The 15,944-nt window shown below is 68.0% G+C and carries 15 protein-coding genes; 7 read left to right on the top strand and 8 right to left on the bottom strand.

Going from position 1 to position 15,944, the window contains the following annotated elements; genetic code table 11:
* Nucleotides 1-46 precede the first annotated feature (46 nt).
* The gene (locus tag AC1Q5B_RS09275) at nt 47-1,183 is read left to right on the top strand and encodes a carboxylate-amine ligase (RefSeq protein WP_492631397.1); all 1,137 of its coding nucleotides are present in this window, start codon (nt 47-49) and stop codon (nt 1,181-1,183) included.
* 8 nt (nt 1,184-1,191) lie between these two features.
* On the opposite strand, the gene AC1Q5B_RS09270 is transcribed toward AC1Q5B_RS09275, so the two are convergent.
* The 6 genes from AC1Q5B_RS09270 to AC1Q5B_RS09245 form a co-directional block, all read right to left on the bottom strand.
* Nucleotides 1,192-2,058 (bottom strand): DMT family transporter, encoded by an 867-nt coding sequence (locus tag AC1Q5B_RS09270; protein ID WP_492632072.1) that lies wholly within the window; start codon nt 2,056-2,058, stop codon nt 1,192-1,194.
* A 127-nt stretch (nt 2,059-2,185) separates the two neighbouring features.
* Nucleotides 2,186-2,962: an N-formylglutamate deformylase gene (gene hutG, locus AC1Q5B_RS09265; RefSeq protein WP_492631396.1), complete on the bottom strand. Its 777-nt coding sequence runs from the start codon at nt 2,960-2,962 to the stop codon at nt 2,186-2,188.
* Nucleotides 2,963-2,997: 35 nt separating this feature from the next.
* Nucleotides 2,998-4,353: a glutathione-disulfide reductase gene (gene gorA / locus AC1Q5B_RS09260; RefSeq protein ID WP_492631395.1), complete on the bottom strand. Its 1,356-nt coding sequence runs from the start codon at nt 4,351-4,353 to the stop codon at nt 2,998-3,000.
* Nucleotides 4,350-5,597 carry an NAD(P)/FAD-dependent oxidoreductase gene (locus tag AC1Q5B_RS09255; RefSeq protein ID WP_492631394.1) on the bottom strand — a complete coding sequence of 416 codons (1,248 nt, stop codon included), beginning with the start codon at nt 5,595-5,597 and terminating at the stop codon, nt 4,350-4,352. The genes gorA and AC1Q5B_RS09255 overlap by 4 nt, the downstream gene beginning before the upstream one ends.
* A 19-nt stretch (nt 5,598-5,616) precedes the next feature.
* The gene (locus AC1Q5B_RS09250) at nt 5,617-6,864 is read right to left on the bottom strand and encodes a DUF418 domain-containing protein (protein WP_492631393.1); all 1,248 of its coding nucleotides are present in this window, start codon (nt 6,862-6,864) and stop codon (nt 5,617-5,619) included.
* Nucleotides 6,865-6,976: 112 nt separating this feature from the next.
* Nucleotides 6,977-7,456 (bottom strand): FKBP-type peptidyl-prolyl cis-trans isomerase, encoded by a 480-nt coding sequence (locus tag AC1Q5B_RS09245; RefSeq protein ID WP_492631392.1) that lies wholly within the window; start codon nt 7,454-7,456, stop codon nt 6,977-6,979.
* A gap of 113 nt (nt 7,457-7,569) precedes the next feature.
* Between AC1Q5B_RS09245 and AC1Q5B_RS09240 the strand changes: the two genes are divergently transcribed.
* The 3 genes from AC1Q5B_RS09240 to AC1Q5B_RS09230 all read left to right on the top strand — a co-directional run bounded on the left by AC1Q5B_RS09240 (nt 7,570) and on the right by AC1Q5B_RS09230 (nt 10,040).
* Complete coding sequence (locus AC1Q5B_RS09240; RefSeq protein WP_492631391.1) at nt 7,570-8,097, top strand: C40 family peptidase; 528 nt, start codon at nt 7,570-7,572, stop codon at nt 8,095-8,097.
* Between the two features lie 119 nt (nt 8,098-8,216).
* Nucleotides 8,217-8,999, top strand: a complete 783-nt coding sequence (locus AC1Q5B_RS09235; protein WP_492631390.1) for a C40 family peptidase — start codon at nt 8,217-8,219, stop codon at nt 8,997-8,999.
* 174 nt (nt 9,000-9,173) lie between these two features.
* Nucleotides 9,174-10,040 carry a bile acid:sodium symporter family protein gene (locus tag AC1Q5B_RS09230; RefSeq protein WP_492631389.1) on the top strand — a complete coding sequence of 289 codons (867 nt, stop codon included), beginning with the start codon at nt 9,174-9,176 and terminating at the stop codon, nt 10,038-10,040.
* 87 nt (nt 10,041-10,127) lie between these two features.
* Here the strand turns inward: AC1Q5B_RS09230 and AC1Q5B_RS09225 are convergent, their stop codons facing one another.
* Nucleotides 10,128-11,405, bottom strand: a complete 1,278-nt coding sequence (locus AC1Q5B_RS09225) for a dicarboxylate/amino acid:cation symporter (RefSeq protein ID WP_492631388.1) — start codon at nt 11,403-11,405, stop codon at nt 10,128-10,130.
* A 257-nt stretch (nt 11,406-11,662) separates the two neighbouring features.
* Here AC1Q5B_RS09225 and AC1Q5B_RS09220 point away from each other — a divergent pair, with 257 nt between their 5' ends.
* A complete protein-coding gene (locus AC1Q5B_RS09220) occupies nt 11,663-13,357 on the top strand; it encodes an alkaline phosphatase family protein (RefSeq protein ID WP_492631387.1) in 1,695 nt (564 codons plus the stop codon).
* A gap of 33 nt (nt 13,358-13,390) precedes the next feature.
* Here AC1Q5B_RS09220 and AC1Q5B_RS09215 read toward each other — a convergent pair whose 3' ends face one another.
* Nucleotides 13,391-13,807: a CopD family protein gene (locus tag AC1Q5B_RS09215; protein ID WP_492631386.1), complete on the bottom strand. Its 417-nt coding sequence runs from the start codon at nt 13,805-13,807 to the stop codon at nt 13,391-13,393.
* Between the two features lie 97 nt (nt 13,808-13,904).
* Here AC1Q5B_RS09215 and AC1Q5B_RS09210 point away from each other — a divergent pair, with 97 nt between their 5' ends.
* On the top strand, nt 13,905-14,513 hold the full coding sequence (locus AC1Q5B_RS09210) for a class I SAM-dependent DNA methyltransferase (RefSeq protein WP_492631385.1): 609 nt from the start codon (nt 13,905-13,907) through the stop codon (nt 14,511-14,513).
* 80 nt (nt 14,514-14,593) lie between these two features.
* The gene (locus AC1Q5B_RS09205) at nt 14,594-15,841 is read left to right on the top strand and encodes a polyhydroxyalkanoate depolymerase (protein WP_492631384.1); all 1,248 of its coding nucleotides are present in this window, start codon (nt 14,594-14,596) and stop codon (nt 15,839-15,841) included.
* Nucleotides 15,842-15,944: the final 103 nt, after the last annotated feature.

The raw sequence follows: 15,944 nt of genomic DNA, 5'->3' as shown, positions 1-15,944 counted from the left end.
GCGCGGTTGAACACGTCGTTCACTCACCCGATGCGATAACCGTGGCATGGCAACGGATCGCGACACACACCCCTACACCTTCGGCCTGGAAGAAGAGTACTTCCTCGTCCGCCGCAACGGCCGTCGCCTGCGGCACATGCCGCGGCGATTTTTCAGCGAGTGCCGCGAGGCGCTGGGCGAGCGCTTCGGCAGCGAAATGCTGCAGACGCAGGTCGAGGTGCAGACCGGCGTGCACGACGACACGCGCGCCGCCGAAACCGACCTGCGCACGCTGCGTCGTACCGTCGGCGGGATCGCGCACCGGCACGGGCTCGGCATCCTGTCGGCCGGCACGCACCCGTCGGCGCAATGGCGCGGGCAACGCAGCACCGACAAACCCCATTACGATCAGGTGATGGGCGAACTGCAGATGCTGGGACAGCGCAATCTGCTGTGCGGCCTGCACGTGCATGTACAGCCGGCCGACCCGGACCAGCGCGTCGCGCTGATGGCGCGCATGCAACCGTTCCTGCCCCTGTTGCTGGCGCTCAGTACCTCGTCACCCTTCTGGATGGGGCATGCGACCGGCCTGATGGGCTACCGCCAGACCGCGTACCAGGAGATTCCACGCACGGGATTGCCGCCACTGTTCCGGAACCAGGCCGAGTACGACCACTACGTGCAGCGCATGACCGACGGCCGCGCGATCAAGGATGCGAGCTTCCTCTGGTGGGCACTGCGGCCGTCACTCGCATTTCCCACGCTGGAGCTGCGCATTACCGACGCGTGCACCGACCTGTGCGATGCGTTGGCGATCGCGCAGATCTACCGTTGCCTGGTACGGCATCTCGAGCGCAGGCCGACGCTGTACGCCGACCTGCACGCAGGCGACCAGGCGATCGTGGCCGAAAACCTGTGGCGGGCCCAGCGCTACGGATTCGACGCCGGCCTGATCGACCTGGGCAGCCGTCGCCTGGTGCCGGTGCGGGAGATGCTGGAGAACACGCTGGAGGCCCTGGACGACGACGTCCGCGCGCTGGACTGCGCATCGCAGGTCGAGCGGGTATGGCAGATCCTGACGGAAGGCACCAGCGCGCACGGACAGGTGGCGCGGTACCAGGAACGCAGGCGGGCGGGCGACAGTCACGCCGACGCGCTGTCGCACGTCGTGCACTGGCTCGCCGACGCGACCTTGGCCGGCTGACCGGCCGATCAGCGCGCGACGGTCTTCTGCTGCGACACCGCGAACACGCCCGCCATCACCAGCACGGTGCCCGCCACCTGCCAGGGCCCCATCGGTTCGCCGAGCAGCAGCAGGCTGAGCAAGATGGTCGATACGGGACCGATCATGCCGACCTGCGCCGCCAGTGCGGAGCCGATGCGCGCCACCGCCATCATCACCGCCAGCACCGGCAAAACGGTGCACAGGGTGCCGTTGACCAGCGACAGCGCATAGACTTCCCAGGGCAGTACCATCGCCTGCATCGGACGTACCACGACGAACTGCAGCAGGCACAGCACGCTGGCCACGCTGCTGGCGTAGGCGGTCAGGCGCACGGCGCCGACGCGTGCGACCAGTTCGCCGCTGCCGACGAGGTACAACGCATACGCCAGCGCGCTGCCGAACACCAGCGCACCGCCGAGCAGGATGTTGGAACCACCGGTCTGCAGGTCGTGCCCGAACGCCAGCGCCACGCCGGCGTAGCTGACCAGCAGCGCCAGTACCTGCCGCCGCGAGATCCGCTTGCCGAACGCCAGCCAGCCGATCAGTGCGACCAGCGTCGGCGTCAGGTAGAGGATCAGCCGCTCCAGCGTGGCGGTGATGTACGCCAGGCCCGCGAAGTCGAGGAAGCTTGCAAGGTAGTAGCCGAGGAAGCCGAGGAGCAGGATCCGCACGCGGTCCGCGCGCGACAGCGGCGCGCTGCGGCGGGCGGCCCAGAACCCCATCAGCAGGAAGAACGGGAACGCCACCAGCATGCGCAATGCCAGCAGCGTTACGGCATCGGTGTCGTAACGGTAGCCGAGCTTGACGATGATGGCCTTGCCCGAGAAGGCGATGGCGCCCAGGGCCGCCAGCATCAGGCCGGACCGGCTGACGGCATGCAGACCCGGCGGCGGATGCGGCGCCTCCGGCGCCTCGGCGGGCGCCACGTCGAGCGGTTGCGCCAGTTCGTCTTCCGCCTCCGGCCGTTTCATCGCGAGCGCCTCACGCCAGCGTACGCTCCAGCAGGCGACGGATCAGGGCCTGCGTCCGCGCCGCACGCTCCGGCAGGTAGACGAACGTGTCCTCGTCCATGTAGTTCAGCTGTGCCAGCTCCAATTGCACAGCCTGGACGCCATGGGCGACATCCGCGTAGTGGCGGGTGATGTAACCGCCACGGAAACGCCCGTTGGCCACGAAGCTGTAGTCCGATTGCGACGCCAGCACGGCTTCCAAGGCCTGCTGCAGGGCGGGCGAGCAGCTCGTTCCTCCCGCCGTGCCCAGGTTGAAATCCGGCAGGCGACCCTCGAACAGGAACGGCACCACGCTGCGTATCGAGTGGCCTTCCCACAGCACCACGCGCCCATGCGCGCCGTGGATGCGCGCCAGTTCGTCCTGCAGCGCGCGGTGGTAAGGCCGCCAGTACCTGTCGACGCGCGACGCGATCTCGCCGGGTGCAGGCTCCAGGCCCGGCAGGTACACGGGATCGCCGCTGAAGCGCACGGTCGGACACAGGCCGGTGGTGTTCTGTCCGGGGTAGAGCGAGACATCGTCTTCCGACCGGTTGAGGTCGACGACATAGCGCGAGCAGGTCGGCGCGATGATCGAGGCGCCCAGCTCGCGCGCGAACGCGTAGAGCTCCGCCACGTGCCAGTCGGTGTCCGGGACGCGGCGCGCTTCCGGCGTGAGGCGCGCCGCGATGTCGTCCGGAAGCGCCGTCCCGTTGTGCGGCAGGCTGATGAACAGCGGCGCGGTACCGCGATGCAGGGTGAAGGTATCCATGCCGCCATTGTATCGCTGCGCCCGACGGGGCCGGCTCACCGCATCAGCACGACTTCCTCGGCACTGGTCGGATGAATCGCCATGGTGTCGTGCAGATCGGCCAGCGTGATGCCCTTCTTCAGCGCCACGGCGAAGCCCTGCAGCATTTCGTCCGCACCTTCGCCGAGCAGATGCAGGCCGACGACGCGCTTGTCCGCGCCCGCCAGGACCAGCTTGAAGAGACTGCGCTGCGGCGAATCGGCCAAGGCATGCAGCATCGGGCGGAAACGGGTCGTCAACGCAGTCGTTTGATCGCCGTATCGCGCACGTGCCTCGGCCTCGGTCAGGCCCACCTGCGCTACCGGCGGATGCGAGAACACCACGGTCGGAATCAGCGTGTAATCCAGCCGCGCGTCCGCCTGGCCACCGAACAGGCGATCCATCAGCCGGCGTGCCGCCGCGATCGCCACCGGCGTCAACGCCGCCTGCCCGGTGACGTCGCCGACGGCGTGGATGCCGGCGACGCGCGTGTCCTGCCATTCGTCCACCTGCACGAAGCCCTTGGCATCGAGCGCCACGCCGACCGATTCCAGCCCCATGTCGCGCGTCGTCGCACGACGGCCCGTGGCGAAGATCACTTCGTCGAACGGCGACGTACGCGTGCCATCGTCGGCCAGCAGCACCACGCCGTCCTCCGGCGCACGCTCCAGCGCCGCGACGGAGTGTCCGAAGTGCAGGCGCACGCCATGCTGCCGCATGTCGGCGGCCAGTTCGTCGGTGATCTGCGTATCGAAGCCGTCGAGCAGGCGTGGCCCCCGCACGAATACTTCCACCTGGCTGCCCAGGGCCTGCAGAACGCCCGCCAGCTCGACCGCCACATAACCGCCGCCGATGACCGCCACGCGCGGTGGCGCGGCGCACAGGTTGAAGAAATCATCGGATACCTTGCCCAGGTCGGCGCCCGGGATGTCCGGCCGCGCCGGATGGCCACCGGTCGCGATCAGCATGTGCTTCGCATGCAGCTGCACGCCATCGGCGTTGACCACGGTACGGGCATCCAGCAGCCGGCCGCGGCACGGCATCACCACCACGCCGCTCTCGTCCAGCCGCTTCATGTAGCTGGCATGGATGCCGGCGATGTAGCGCTGGCGGTGGACAATGAATTCCTTCCAGTCCAGGGTCGGCGGCGCCGTGTCGAAGCCGAGCGACGATGCCATCGCGATCTTCTGCGACAGTTCGGCGGCCAGCCACATCGCCTTCTTCGGCACGCATCCCACGTTCACGCAGGTACCGCCGAGTTCCTTGGGCTCCAGCAGCGCGACCTTGGCGCCATGCGATGCGGCACGGAACGCGCCCGCGAGGCCGCCGGATCCGCCACCGATCACGATCAGGTCGAAGTCCTGCGGTTTCATGCGAATCGCTCCGGTCGGTACGGCGAAGGGTCGAAGGCGGGCGGGCGGCCGCTCATCAGGTCAGCCATCAGCTGGCCCGATGCGGCGCTCATGCTGATGCCCAGCATGCCGTGGCCGGCGGCCATCCAGACATGCGCATGCCCCGGCGCGCGCCCGAGCAGGGGCAGGTCGTCCCAGGTCATCGGACGCCAGCCGCACCAGCGCTCATGCACCTCGGCGCCGACGGGCTCGCGCAGGAATTCACGCGCACCCCGCTCCAGCGCCGCCAGCCGGGTTTCGTTGAGGGTGTTGTCGTGACCGGAGAACTCCATCGTGCTGCCGAGCCGGAAGCCGCTGTCCCAGACCGTCACGCACACGGAACGGTCCTTCAGCACCATCGGACGGCGCGGCACGAGGCCGGGGCGCGAATAGGTGATCGAATAGCCCTTGCCGGGCTGGATCGGCGCGCGAAGGCCCAGCGTGCGCGCGAAGGCCGGCGTCCATGCGCCGAGCGCGATCACCGCATCCCGCCCCTCGCGCTGGCCTCCCGGCGTGGTCAAGCGCACGCCGGTCGCGGTCGGCTCCAGCCGTTCCACGCGGCAATGCTCCTCGATGATGCCGCCCTGCCCGCGCACCACGCGGGCCAGTTCGGCCACATAACGGTCGGGACGCAGGCGTCCGTCGCCCGGGAAGCGGATCGCGCCGGTGACGCCCGGCAACATGGCGGGCTCGTCGCGCTCGTAGGCGGCGCCGTCGAACACCTGGGTGGCGATGCCGAACTCCGCCAGCACCTTCGCTTCGTCCACGTACTGCTGGAACCTGCGTGGATCGCGGAACACATAGTCCAGCCCTTCTTCCTCGAACTCGCACGCCAGGCGATAGCGCGCCACCCAGTCGGCCAGCCGCACCCTTGAATCGTTGAGCAGCGCCGCGCGCGACTGCGTGCTCTGCCGCCAGTCGCGCAGGTTGCAGCGCGCCGCGAAACGCAGCAGCCAATGCCACAGGGCCGGATCGATGCGGGGTTTCAGATAGAGCGGCGCATCCGGCGTGAACATCCAGCGCAGCGCCTGCGCCACCACGCCGGGTGCGGCCAGTGGCGGCGCATGGCTGGGCGTGATGGTGCCGCAGTTGCCGTGGGATGCACCGCCGCCGGCAGCGCCCGCGTCCAGGATGCAGACGCCGCGACCGGCTTCCAGCAGCGCCAGTGCGGTCGCCAGGCCGATGGCACCGCCGCCGATGATGAGGACGTCGTCGTGGGAAGTCACCGCGACAGTCTAGTCCGAATCACACGGTACGAAGCCGCAGCGGCTGCGGCTTCAGGTAGGTCAGCGAGCGCCACACCCACTCCATCGGACCGAAGCGGAAGCGCGACAGCCACCATCGGCTCAGCAGCACCTGCACGGCGAACAGCGCCAGCGCGAACAGCGGCTGCCACGCCCGCGCCAGCTGCTCGAAGTAGCCCAGGCCGTAACCGTAGAAGATCCACGTGCAGACCAGCGACTGCATCAGATAGTTGGTCAGCGCCATGCGGCCCGCCGGAGCCAGCCAGGACAGCAGTCGCCGCAATACCGGCGCGTCCAGCGCCCGCACCAGCCACGCCACGTAGCCCAGGCACATGAGCAGGTTGGCGAGCATCTGCAGCGCAAAGGCGTTGGACGTACGGAGGTTGAACGTCACCCCATCCATGGTGGGCGCCAGCGCCACCGAAGCCAGCATCGCGACCAGGCCCACCGGCAGGGCACCCCAGCGCAGGCCCGCGTAAAGACGGGGGAACCCGCGTGGACGCACGATGGCGCCGCTGCGCACGAACCACGCGCCCAGCAGGAACATGCAGACCACGATGAAGCCGAACAGGGTGATGTTGCTGAGCGCCATGACGGTGCTCTTCAGCCGCTGCCACGTGGCTTCGGCGTAGGTGCCGCTGCCGTAGGCCGCGCGCTCGCTCTCGATGAGCGCCTGCATTTTCGCGCCCGTCTCGGCGACGAACCTGTCCCAGCCCTCGGTGCCGCCGAGCAGCGAGCCCATCGCGCCCATCAGGTACATCAGGCCGATCGGTACGACATACGCGGCCAGTCCCAGCCAGAGACACCAGCGGGGAGGCAGCGGCCGGAGGGCCAGCAACAGGAAGGAGCACAGCGCGTACATCACCAGGATGTCGCCGGCCCAGAGGAAGACGCCGTGGAATACACCGAAGGCCAGCAGCACCAGGCCACGGCGCCAGTACACGCCGGCGAACGGCCTGCCCGCCTGCTCGGCCCGCTGCGACATCACCGCGAACCCCATGCCGAACAGCAACGAGAACAGGGTGTAGAACTTGCCCTGCACCAGCACATAGACCAGCAGGTCGACGGTGCGATCCATGTCCGTGAGCGTGGGATCCAGCCCCGTGCCGGACGCCATCACCGGCCCCACGAAGCCTTCCAGATTCATCAGCAGGATGCCCAGCAGCGCGAAACCGCGCAGCACGTCCATCGCCTCGATGCGCTCCGTTACCGCGACCGGTGCGAAGTTCTCCGTGATCGTCGCCGTCATTCCTTCCCCCTGTTTGATCGGACCGATTAGAGCATGCGCGATGCCGCATCCGGCCCGCCAAATGAAACGGCCCGCTTGCGCGGGCCGTCCGGATCGCACGATGCCGCACGACTCAGTGGTGGTGGCCGCCGTCGCCGTGCACGTGGCCGTGCTCGATCTCTTCCGCGCTGGCTTCGCGCACGTCCACGATCTCCACGTCGAAATGCAGGTCCTTGCCGGCCATCGGGTGGTTGAGGTCCACGTCCACCACGCTCATGCCGATCTTCTGGATGGTCACGGCGCGCGGACCGAAGTTGGTCTGCAGCACGACCTGCTGGCCCGGCGCCAGGCGCTGGTTGCCGAAGTGCTTCTTGGGCACGCGCTGGGTCAGGCCGTCGCGACGCTCGCCGTAGGCATCGGCCGCCGCCACGTCGACGCCGAACTTCTCGCCGGCCTCGCGGTCCTGCATGGCGTTCTCCAGACCCGGAATGATGTTGCCGTGGCCGATCAGGATCGCCAGCGGCTCGCGGTCGGTCGAGCTTTCGATCGGCTCCTGGCCGGCTTCGGACACGGTGTAGTGGAAACGGACGACGCTGTCTTTTGCGATTTTCATGCGGGACTCTGGACGGGGCCTGCCGACGGGCAGGACAGGCGCGGCTTGTCGGCCGCAAGGGAATGCGGCGAAGATGCGCCGCGATGAAGGCCCGACATTATCCCGGCTTGCCCATGCCCGCGCCACTTCGGCCCGGGACCACCGCCCTGCTCTGCGCGGTTCTGCTGGCGCTCGCCGGCTGCGGGGGTTCGAAACCCCAGGCCCACAAGCCAGCCCCGCCTCCGGCCCAGCGCGCATGGCCCGTGGTCGAGGCCGACGATCCGGCCGCTGCCACGTCGGTGCTGATGCGCGCGATCGGCCTGGTCGGCACGCCCTACCGGTATGGCGGCAACACGCCGGAGTCCGGCTTCGACTGCAGCGGCCTGGTGACCTACGTGTACCGGGACATGCTGGACCTGCGCCTGCCACGCACATCGCGCGAACTGGCGCAGGTGCAGGGACCGAAGATAGAACCGCGCCGCCTGGCGCCGGCCGACCTGGTGTTCTTCGGCACCCAGGGCAGCGTCACCCACGTGGGCATCTATGTCGGTGAGGGCCGCTTCGTCCACGCCCCCAGCACAGGGGGCACGGTACGTCTGGACCATCTGGACGGGCCCTACTGGCGGGACCACTACAGCGGCGCGAAACGCGTCCTTCGTTAGGATTCGGTCAAGTCTGTGACAGCGAACGTTCACGCTTAACGAATAAATAACGATTTATGAACCAAATCGGGCCGATCAGCCGGCATTATCACCCCTGACTTGTTAAATCCCTTCCGCGCGTGACGACCGACGACGACCTGCCAACAGGCCAGCCTGCCGCCACCCACCGCCTGCCGCGGAGGGTTTCCCGACTCCTCATCTGCCTTGGCCTGTGCGCCATGGCGTCCGTCGCGCAGGCCCAGACTGCCGCGACGGCCGTCGACGCCGCGTCAACGCCGGTCTCGCCCGATGCGGCGGCCCCCTTGCCGGTACCGGCGGCCAAGCCGGTCATCGCCAGCGTCAAGGAAAAGGCGGCCGAAGCCGCCACCGCCACGCTCTCCGCCTTGCTGCCGCGCCTGGCCGCCAGCGACACGCTGCCGCTGGTGGACCGTTCCGCCATGGTGGCCGGCGACATCAGCAAGCTGCTGGCCGCTTACGACCTGAGCAAGGAAGGCGTGGTCGCGCAGGAACAGCAGGGCGGCAAGGTCAACGTGGTCCTGCAGCGCGCGCTCGCCCTGATGGGCACGCCGTATCGCTGGGGCGGCACCTCGCCCGACAGCGGCTTCGACTGCAGTGGCCTGGTCGGCTATGTATTCCGTACCGCGCTGGGCATCGAACTGCCGCGGGTCTCCCGCGACATGGCCTCCAAGGCCGACGCCGAGCTGGTCGGTGCGCGCGAAGAACTGCGCCAGGGCGACCTGGTCTTCTTCGGACTGAAAGGCCGCATCAACCATGTCGGCATCTACGTCGGCGAAGGCCGCTTCCTGCATTCGCCGAGCAGCGGCAAGGACGTGCGCGTGGACAGCCTGATCACCGGCTATTGGGCCAACCGCTACCTCAGCGGCCGCCGCGTCGCGATGTAACAAGCACTTCCTCCGCAACTGCATGCAGAAGGCCGCCTCGCGCGGCCTTCGTGCTTTCCGGCGCCGGCTGCGGTGCGGCGCAGCTTGCACCTGACGTCGCATTGCCGCCATCCTCCGGTGGCGCGCCGATGACCGCGCATTACCTGTCCGTTGCGCGAAGGGGAGTCGTACGCGATGCAGGCTTCATTGTTGACCAATCTGCTGTTGCCACTGGCCCTGGGCATCATCATGCTCGGCCTGGGGCTGGGACTGACGCTCGAGGATTTCCGCCGCGTCGCACGCTATCCGCGTGCGGTGCTGATCGGCCTCGGGCTGCAGACGCTGGTGCTGCCGTGGGTCGCGTTCGGACTGGCGCTCGGTTTCGGCTTGCCGGCCGAGCTCGCGGTCGGGCTGATGCTGCTGGCGGCCTCGCCCGGTGGTGCGACCGCGAACATCTACAGCCACCTCGCCCACGGCGACGTGGCGCTGAACATCACGCTGACCGCGATCAACAGCCTGCTCTGCCTGCTGACGCTGCCGGTGATCCTCAACCTGTCGCTGGAGTACTTCCTCGGCGCTGGCCAGTACGTCCCGCCACCGACCAAGAAAGTGGTCGAGGTCGCGGCGATCATCCTGCTGCCTGTCGCGATCGGCATGCTGTTGCGCGCGAAGGCGCCCGGCTTCGCGGCACGTGCGGAGAAGCCGATCCGCCTGCTGTCTGTCCTGGTGCTGGCCCTGCTCGTGGTCGCCGCCGTGGCACAGGAATGGAAGACGCTGACCACGTACTTCGCCATCGTCGGCCTGGCCTGCCTCTTGTTCAACCTCGCGAGCATGGGCGCCGGCTATGCGGCACCGCTGGCATTGCGGCTGCCGAGGAGGCAGGCCATCGCCATCGCGATGGAAATCGGCATCCACAACGGCACGCTGGCGATCTTCATCGCGCTCAACGTGCTGCAGAACCCGACCGTGTCGGTACCGGCGGCGGTCTACAGCCTGCTGATGTTCGTCACCGCGGCGATATTCGCCTGGTGGGTGTCGCGCGAGAAGGCGTCGCCTGCCTGAGTCTTGTGAAAGCGTCCTGTGGGAGCGACGTCAATCGAAGAGACGGGATGCCTCCATCGCGACTGACGTCGCTCCCACAGCATCCCATCAGCCGGTCCGCGCCCCGCTTTCGTCGAGACCCACGTTGCTGGAGGCGCGCTCGTAGACCTCCCGGTCCAGCAGGCCGGTTTCCTTCGCCACCAGTACCGGCACCAGCATCTGGCCGGTAACGTTGGTCATGGTGCGCATCATGTCGAGGATGCGGTCGATCGCCACCAGCAGGCCGATGCCTTCCAGCGGCAGGTTGGCCGCGCTCAGCACCAGCGTGACCATCACCGTCGCCGTGCCCGGCACGCCGGCGGTGCCGAAGCTGCCCAGCACCGAGGCCAGCAGGATGACGAAGTACTGGTTCATCGACAGGTCCAGCCCGAAGTACTGGGCCACGAAGATCGAGGTCAGCGCTGGATAGATGGCACCGCAGCCGTCCATCTTGATGCTGGCGCCAAGCGGCACCGCGAATGCGGCATAGTCCTTGTCCACGCCGAGGTTGTGGGTGACGCTGCGCAGCGCGACCGGCATCGACGCGAAGCTGGACGAACTGACGAACGCCACCTGCATGCCCGGCGCCGCGCCGCGGAAGAACTTCCAGGGGTTCAACCCGTGCGCGAGCAGCAGGCTGCCGTACACCACCACGATGTGGATCGCGCAGGCGACATACAGCGCACCGATGTAGCTGCCCAGCGGCAGCAGCTTCTCGAACCCGTAGGTGCCGACCAGCGAACCGATCAGGCCGAACGTGCCGATCGGCGTCATTTCCAGCACGAAGCGCGTGACCTGCACCATGGTGTCGCTGGCCTCGCCGGCCAGCTTGCGCAGCCCGGCGCTGCGCTCGCCCAGCTTGACCAGCGCAAAGCCGAGCAGGCCCGCGAAGAAGATGACCTGCAGGATCTTGCCTTCGGTCAGCGCCTTGAACGGATTGGCCGGCACGATGTCCAGCAGTACCTGCACCGGCGTGGGGACTTCGCGCACCTGGTAATCGGGCGCCATCATCAGTCCGGTGAGGCCCTTGCCAGGCTGCACGATCCAGCCCACCGCCAGCCCCACGCATACCGCCAGCGCAGCGGTGGTGGCGAACCACAGGAACGTGCGTCCGCCGAGCGCGGCGACCGATTTCTGTCCGTGCAGGCTGGACACGGCGTTGATCACCGCGAAGAACACCAACGGCACCGCGATCATCTTGATCAGCGTGACGTAGAGATCGCCCAGCGGCTTGAGCCAGACGCCGGCCGCCGGCCCCATCAGCCAGCCCGCCAGTGCGCCCAGCACGAAGCCGGCGACGACGCGTTGCCAGAACGGGATCTTCAACCAGGCCGAGACCAGCTTCATCCGGACGACTCACACAAGTGGACGCGACACCTTAGCCGAAGGCCCTGCGGCCGGCGACCCTGCACGCGGAATGGCGGGTGTCATGAACAGGACACTGCGTGGACGGCATAATTGCGTACCCCGCCCGTGCCGGCGCGTGAAGGACACGCCGCCCGCAGACAGGTGGCCGACCGCCGCCACGGCGACAAGACGACTGAGGACAACGCACGCCCCGGCGTCATGAGATGAGCAACACTCTGCCCCGACAAGGAAACTCGATGCACCGGCTTCCCCCGTTCCTGACCGCGTTGCTGGCCGTATCGCTGGCCGGCTGCGCCAGCGCGCCGCCCTCCCCCGCTTCCCGTGCCACCGCGCCGCACGTCGATGTCCCCACCGTCGCGCACCCGCAAGGCGAAACGCCGCAATGGTGGTATCGGAATGGTGCGGCGAAGGCCGCCGCGAACGGCGCGATGCAGGGCCGGGCGAAGAACGTCATCGTGTTCCTCGGCGACGGCATGAGCCTGACCACCGTGGCGGCGGCACGCATCTTCGAAGGCCAGCGCAAGGGCACGCCCGGCGAGGAGAACCTGCTGAGCTGGGAGCGCTTCCCGCACACCGCCTTCAGCAAGACCTACAACACCGATTCGCAGACGCCCGACTCCGCCGGCACGATGACCGCCGTCGCCACCGGCGTGAAATCGCACATGGGCGCGATCGGCGTCTCCGCGGGACGCAAGGGCGAGTGCACACCCGATGGCAGCAAGGACCTGCTCAGTTGGCTGACGCTGGCCGACAGCGCCGGGCTGGCCACCGGCATCGTCACCACGGCTCGCATCACGCACGCGACGCCGGCCGCGACGTACGCGCATGTCTCGCACCGCGACTGGGAGAACGACAGCGACCTGCCGCCGGACGCCATCGCGGCGGGCTGCAAGGACATCGCACAGCAACTGCTCGCCGCATCGCGCTTCGGGAAAGGCCCCACGGTCGCGCTGGGCGGCGGTCGCGGCGAATTCTTCCCGGTCGACGTGCGCGATCCCGAAGAGGACGACAAGGTCGGCCAGCGCCTGGACGGCCGCAACCTCGTGGAGGAATGGAAGCAGGTGCATCCGCAGGGCGCCTACGTCACCAACACGCAGCAACTGGAAGCGGCAGCCGGCGCACCGCAGCTGCTCGGCCTGTTCGAGTACGACCACATGCAGTTCGAACACGATCGCCGCAAGGACGCGCAAGGCGAGCCGTCGCTGGCCGACCTGACGCGCGTCGCCATCCGTACCCTGTCGCGCCACCACGAGGGCTTCGTGCTGCTGGTCGAAGGCGCACGCATCGACCATGCGAACCACTACGGCAACGCCTACCGCGCGCTCGACGAGACCGTCGCGATGTCGGACGCCGTGCAGGCCGCCGTGGACGCGACATCGCGCGACGACACGCTGATCCTAGTCACCGCCGACCATTCGCACACGCTCAACTTCGTCGGCTATCCGGTGCGCGGCAACCCCATCCTGGGCAAGGTGCGCGGCCAGGGCGGCGAAGACGACATGCCGGGGGATCTCGCCCGCGACCAGAACGGCCAGACCTTCACCACGCTCACCTACGCGAACGGTCCCGGCTACACCGGCGCCAGCAACCGCCAGCCGGCCGGCCCGAAGCGCTTCCTGCATGCGCCCAGCAGCGTCGAACCGTCGGAAGGCCGCCCCGACCTGAGCCATGTCGACACCGAACATCCCGATTATCTGCAGGAGGCACTGGTGCCGCTGAAGTCGGAATCCCACGGCGGCGAAGACGTCGGCATCTGGGCGATCGGCCCCGGCAGCGACGCGGTGCGCGGCACCGTCGAACAGAACACGATCTACCACGTCATCGTGCAGGCGGCGCCGGCGCTGCGTGCACGCCTGTGCGCGGCGGGGACGTGCGATGCGAACGGCGTGCCGGTGGAACTGCCGAAGCCGGCGGATTTCCAGAAGAAGTGAGGCCGACGCCCCGCGCATGCCGGGGCGCGTGGATCAGAACGGCTTGGCCAGGACGAGCCAGATGACCGCGATCAGCGCGAACAGCGGAAGTTCGTTGAACCATTTCAGCGCCGTCGGCGAAGGCAGCGCCTTGCCCTTCGCCACGCCCTTCAGCCAGCGGCCGGTGACGATGAAGTGCACCAGGATCAGCGCGACCAGCGTCAGCTTGGCGTGCAACCAACCGCCGCTGATGCCGAAGTGGAGCCACAGCACGGCACCCAGGATCACCGCAATGCCGAACATGCTGTGGCCGAAACCATACAGGCGACGGCCCATCAGCAGCAGGCGCGCCTGCACGTCGGCTTGTCCCGTCGTCTCGGCGAGGTTGACCAGGATGCGCGGCAGGTAGAACACCGTCGCCATCCAGGCGATGACGAAGACGAGGTGGAAGGTCTTGACCCACAGGTACATGCGGCTGGCTCCGTCTGGCGGCGCGGGAGGGTGTGCGCCTAGGATAGCGCGCCGCATCGCGTAAGCTTCCCGCCTTTCCGCACCCCGGGACCCGCGCATGACCAAGCAGTACGACGCCGACTATTTCCAGCGCTGGTACCGCGACGGGGACATCGGCGGTGCGCCGCGGCTCGCACGCAAGGTGGCGCTGGCCGTGGCGGTGGCCGAATACCACCTGGAGCGCCCGGTCCGCACCGTGCTCGACATCGGCTGCGGCGAAGGCGCGTGGCGGGCACCGCTGCTGAAACTGCGGCCGAAGCTGCAGTATCTCGGCTTCGACGCCAGCGAGTACGCCGTGCGCCGCTTCGGACGCACGCGCAACCTGCACTACGCCCGCTTCGAGGACTTCCAGTACCTGCGCCCCTGCGAACCGGCGGACCTGCTGGTGTGTTCCGACGTGCTGCACTACGTGCCGACGCGCGAGTTGAAACGCGGCCTGCCCGGGCTGGCGGAACTCTGCGGGGGCGTGGCGTTCCTGGAGACCTTCGCGAAGGAAGACGCGTTCGAGGGCGACCATGACGGCTTCCAGCCGCGCAGGGCCGCGTGGTACCGGCAGGCCTTCGACGGCGAGGGCTTCCAGTCCATCGGCAACCACTGCTGGCTGGGGCCGCGGCTGGCCGGCGATGTCGCGGTACTGGAGGCCACCGACTACCGGCCGATAACCTGAACAGGCCACGCGCGGCCACCCTGCCTTTGGGGTATGCTGCGGCGCAGCACCACGCACCAAAAGCGGGATTCCGGAACGCCATGACCCTGTACCAACTGCACGAACTCGGACGCGCATGGATGGCGCCGCTGGCCTACATGGCCGAAGCCAATGCACGGATGTTTTCCACGCCGACCAGTTGGCTGTCCAACGTGCCCGGTGCCGAGCGGATCGCGGCCGGCAACGAACTCGTCCACCGCATCGGCAAGGATTACGAAAAGCCGGCGTGGGACATCCGCGAAGTCGAAGCGCACGGCCGCACCGTGCCGGTCGTGGAACTGGAAGCGCTGAAGAAGCCGTTCTGCCGCCTGTTGCGCTTCAAGCGTTACACCGACGATGCCGCGACCATCGCCGAGTTGAAGGACGACCCCACCGTGCTGGTGGTCGCGCCGCTGTCCGGGCACCACGCCACCCTGCTGCGCGATACCGTGCACACGCTGCTGCGCAACCACAAGGTCTACGTGACCGACTGGGTCGACGCACGCATGGTTCCCGAGTCGGACGGCGCGTTCAGCCTCGACGACTACGTCGCCTACGTGGAGGAATTCATCCGCCACATCGGCGCGGAGAAGCTGCACGTCATCAGCGTCTGCCAGCCGACGGTGCCGGTGCTCGCCGCCGTCTCGCTGATGGCCGCGCGCGGCGAAGCGACGCCGCGTTCGCTGGTGATGATGGGCGGCCCGATCGACGCGCGCCGCAGTCCCACCGAGGTCAACAGCCTGGCCACGCGCAATCCGCTGTCGTGGTTCGAGAACAACGTCATCCACACGGTGCCGATGCCCTACCCGGGCGAAGGCCGCCGCGTGTATCCCGGCTTCCTGCAGCATGCCGGCTTCATCGCGATGAACCCCAGCCGCCACTTCATGTCGCACTGGGACTTCTACGCCGACCTGGTGAAGGGCGACCTGCAGGACGCCGAATCGCACCGCAAGTTCTACGACGAGTACAACGCCGTGCTGGACATGCCGGCCGAGTATTACCTGGACACCATCCGCACCGTCTTCCAGGAGTTCCTGCTGCCGCGCGGCAAGTGGAAGGTCAACGGCGAACTGGTCACGCCGGCGGCGATCAGGAAGACCGCGCTGATGAGCATCGAGGGCGAACTCGACGACATCTCCGGCCAGGGCCAGACCGCGGCGGCGCACGACCTTTGCACCGGCATCGCAAAGGCGCACCACAAACATCTGACCGTCGAGGGTGCCGGCCACTACGGCATCTTCAGTGGTCGTCGCTGGCGCGAGAAGGTCTACCCGCAGGTACGCGACTTCATCGCCAAGTACGCCGACTGACGTCACACGATGTAGAGCCGAGCCCGCTCGGTTCCGCACGATGACAAGGAACAGCGGAGCAAGCGCCGCTCTACGCAAGAAAAGCCGCCCAATGGGCGGCTTT

The organism is Pseudoxanthomonas sp. GW835-FHT14C01, assembly GCF_058793715.1.
This window is presented reverse-complemented; position numbering and strand designations above follow the sequence as displayed.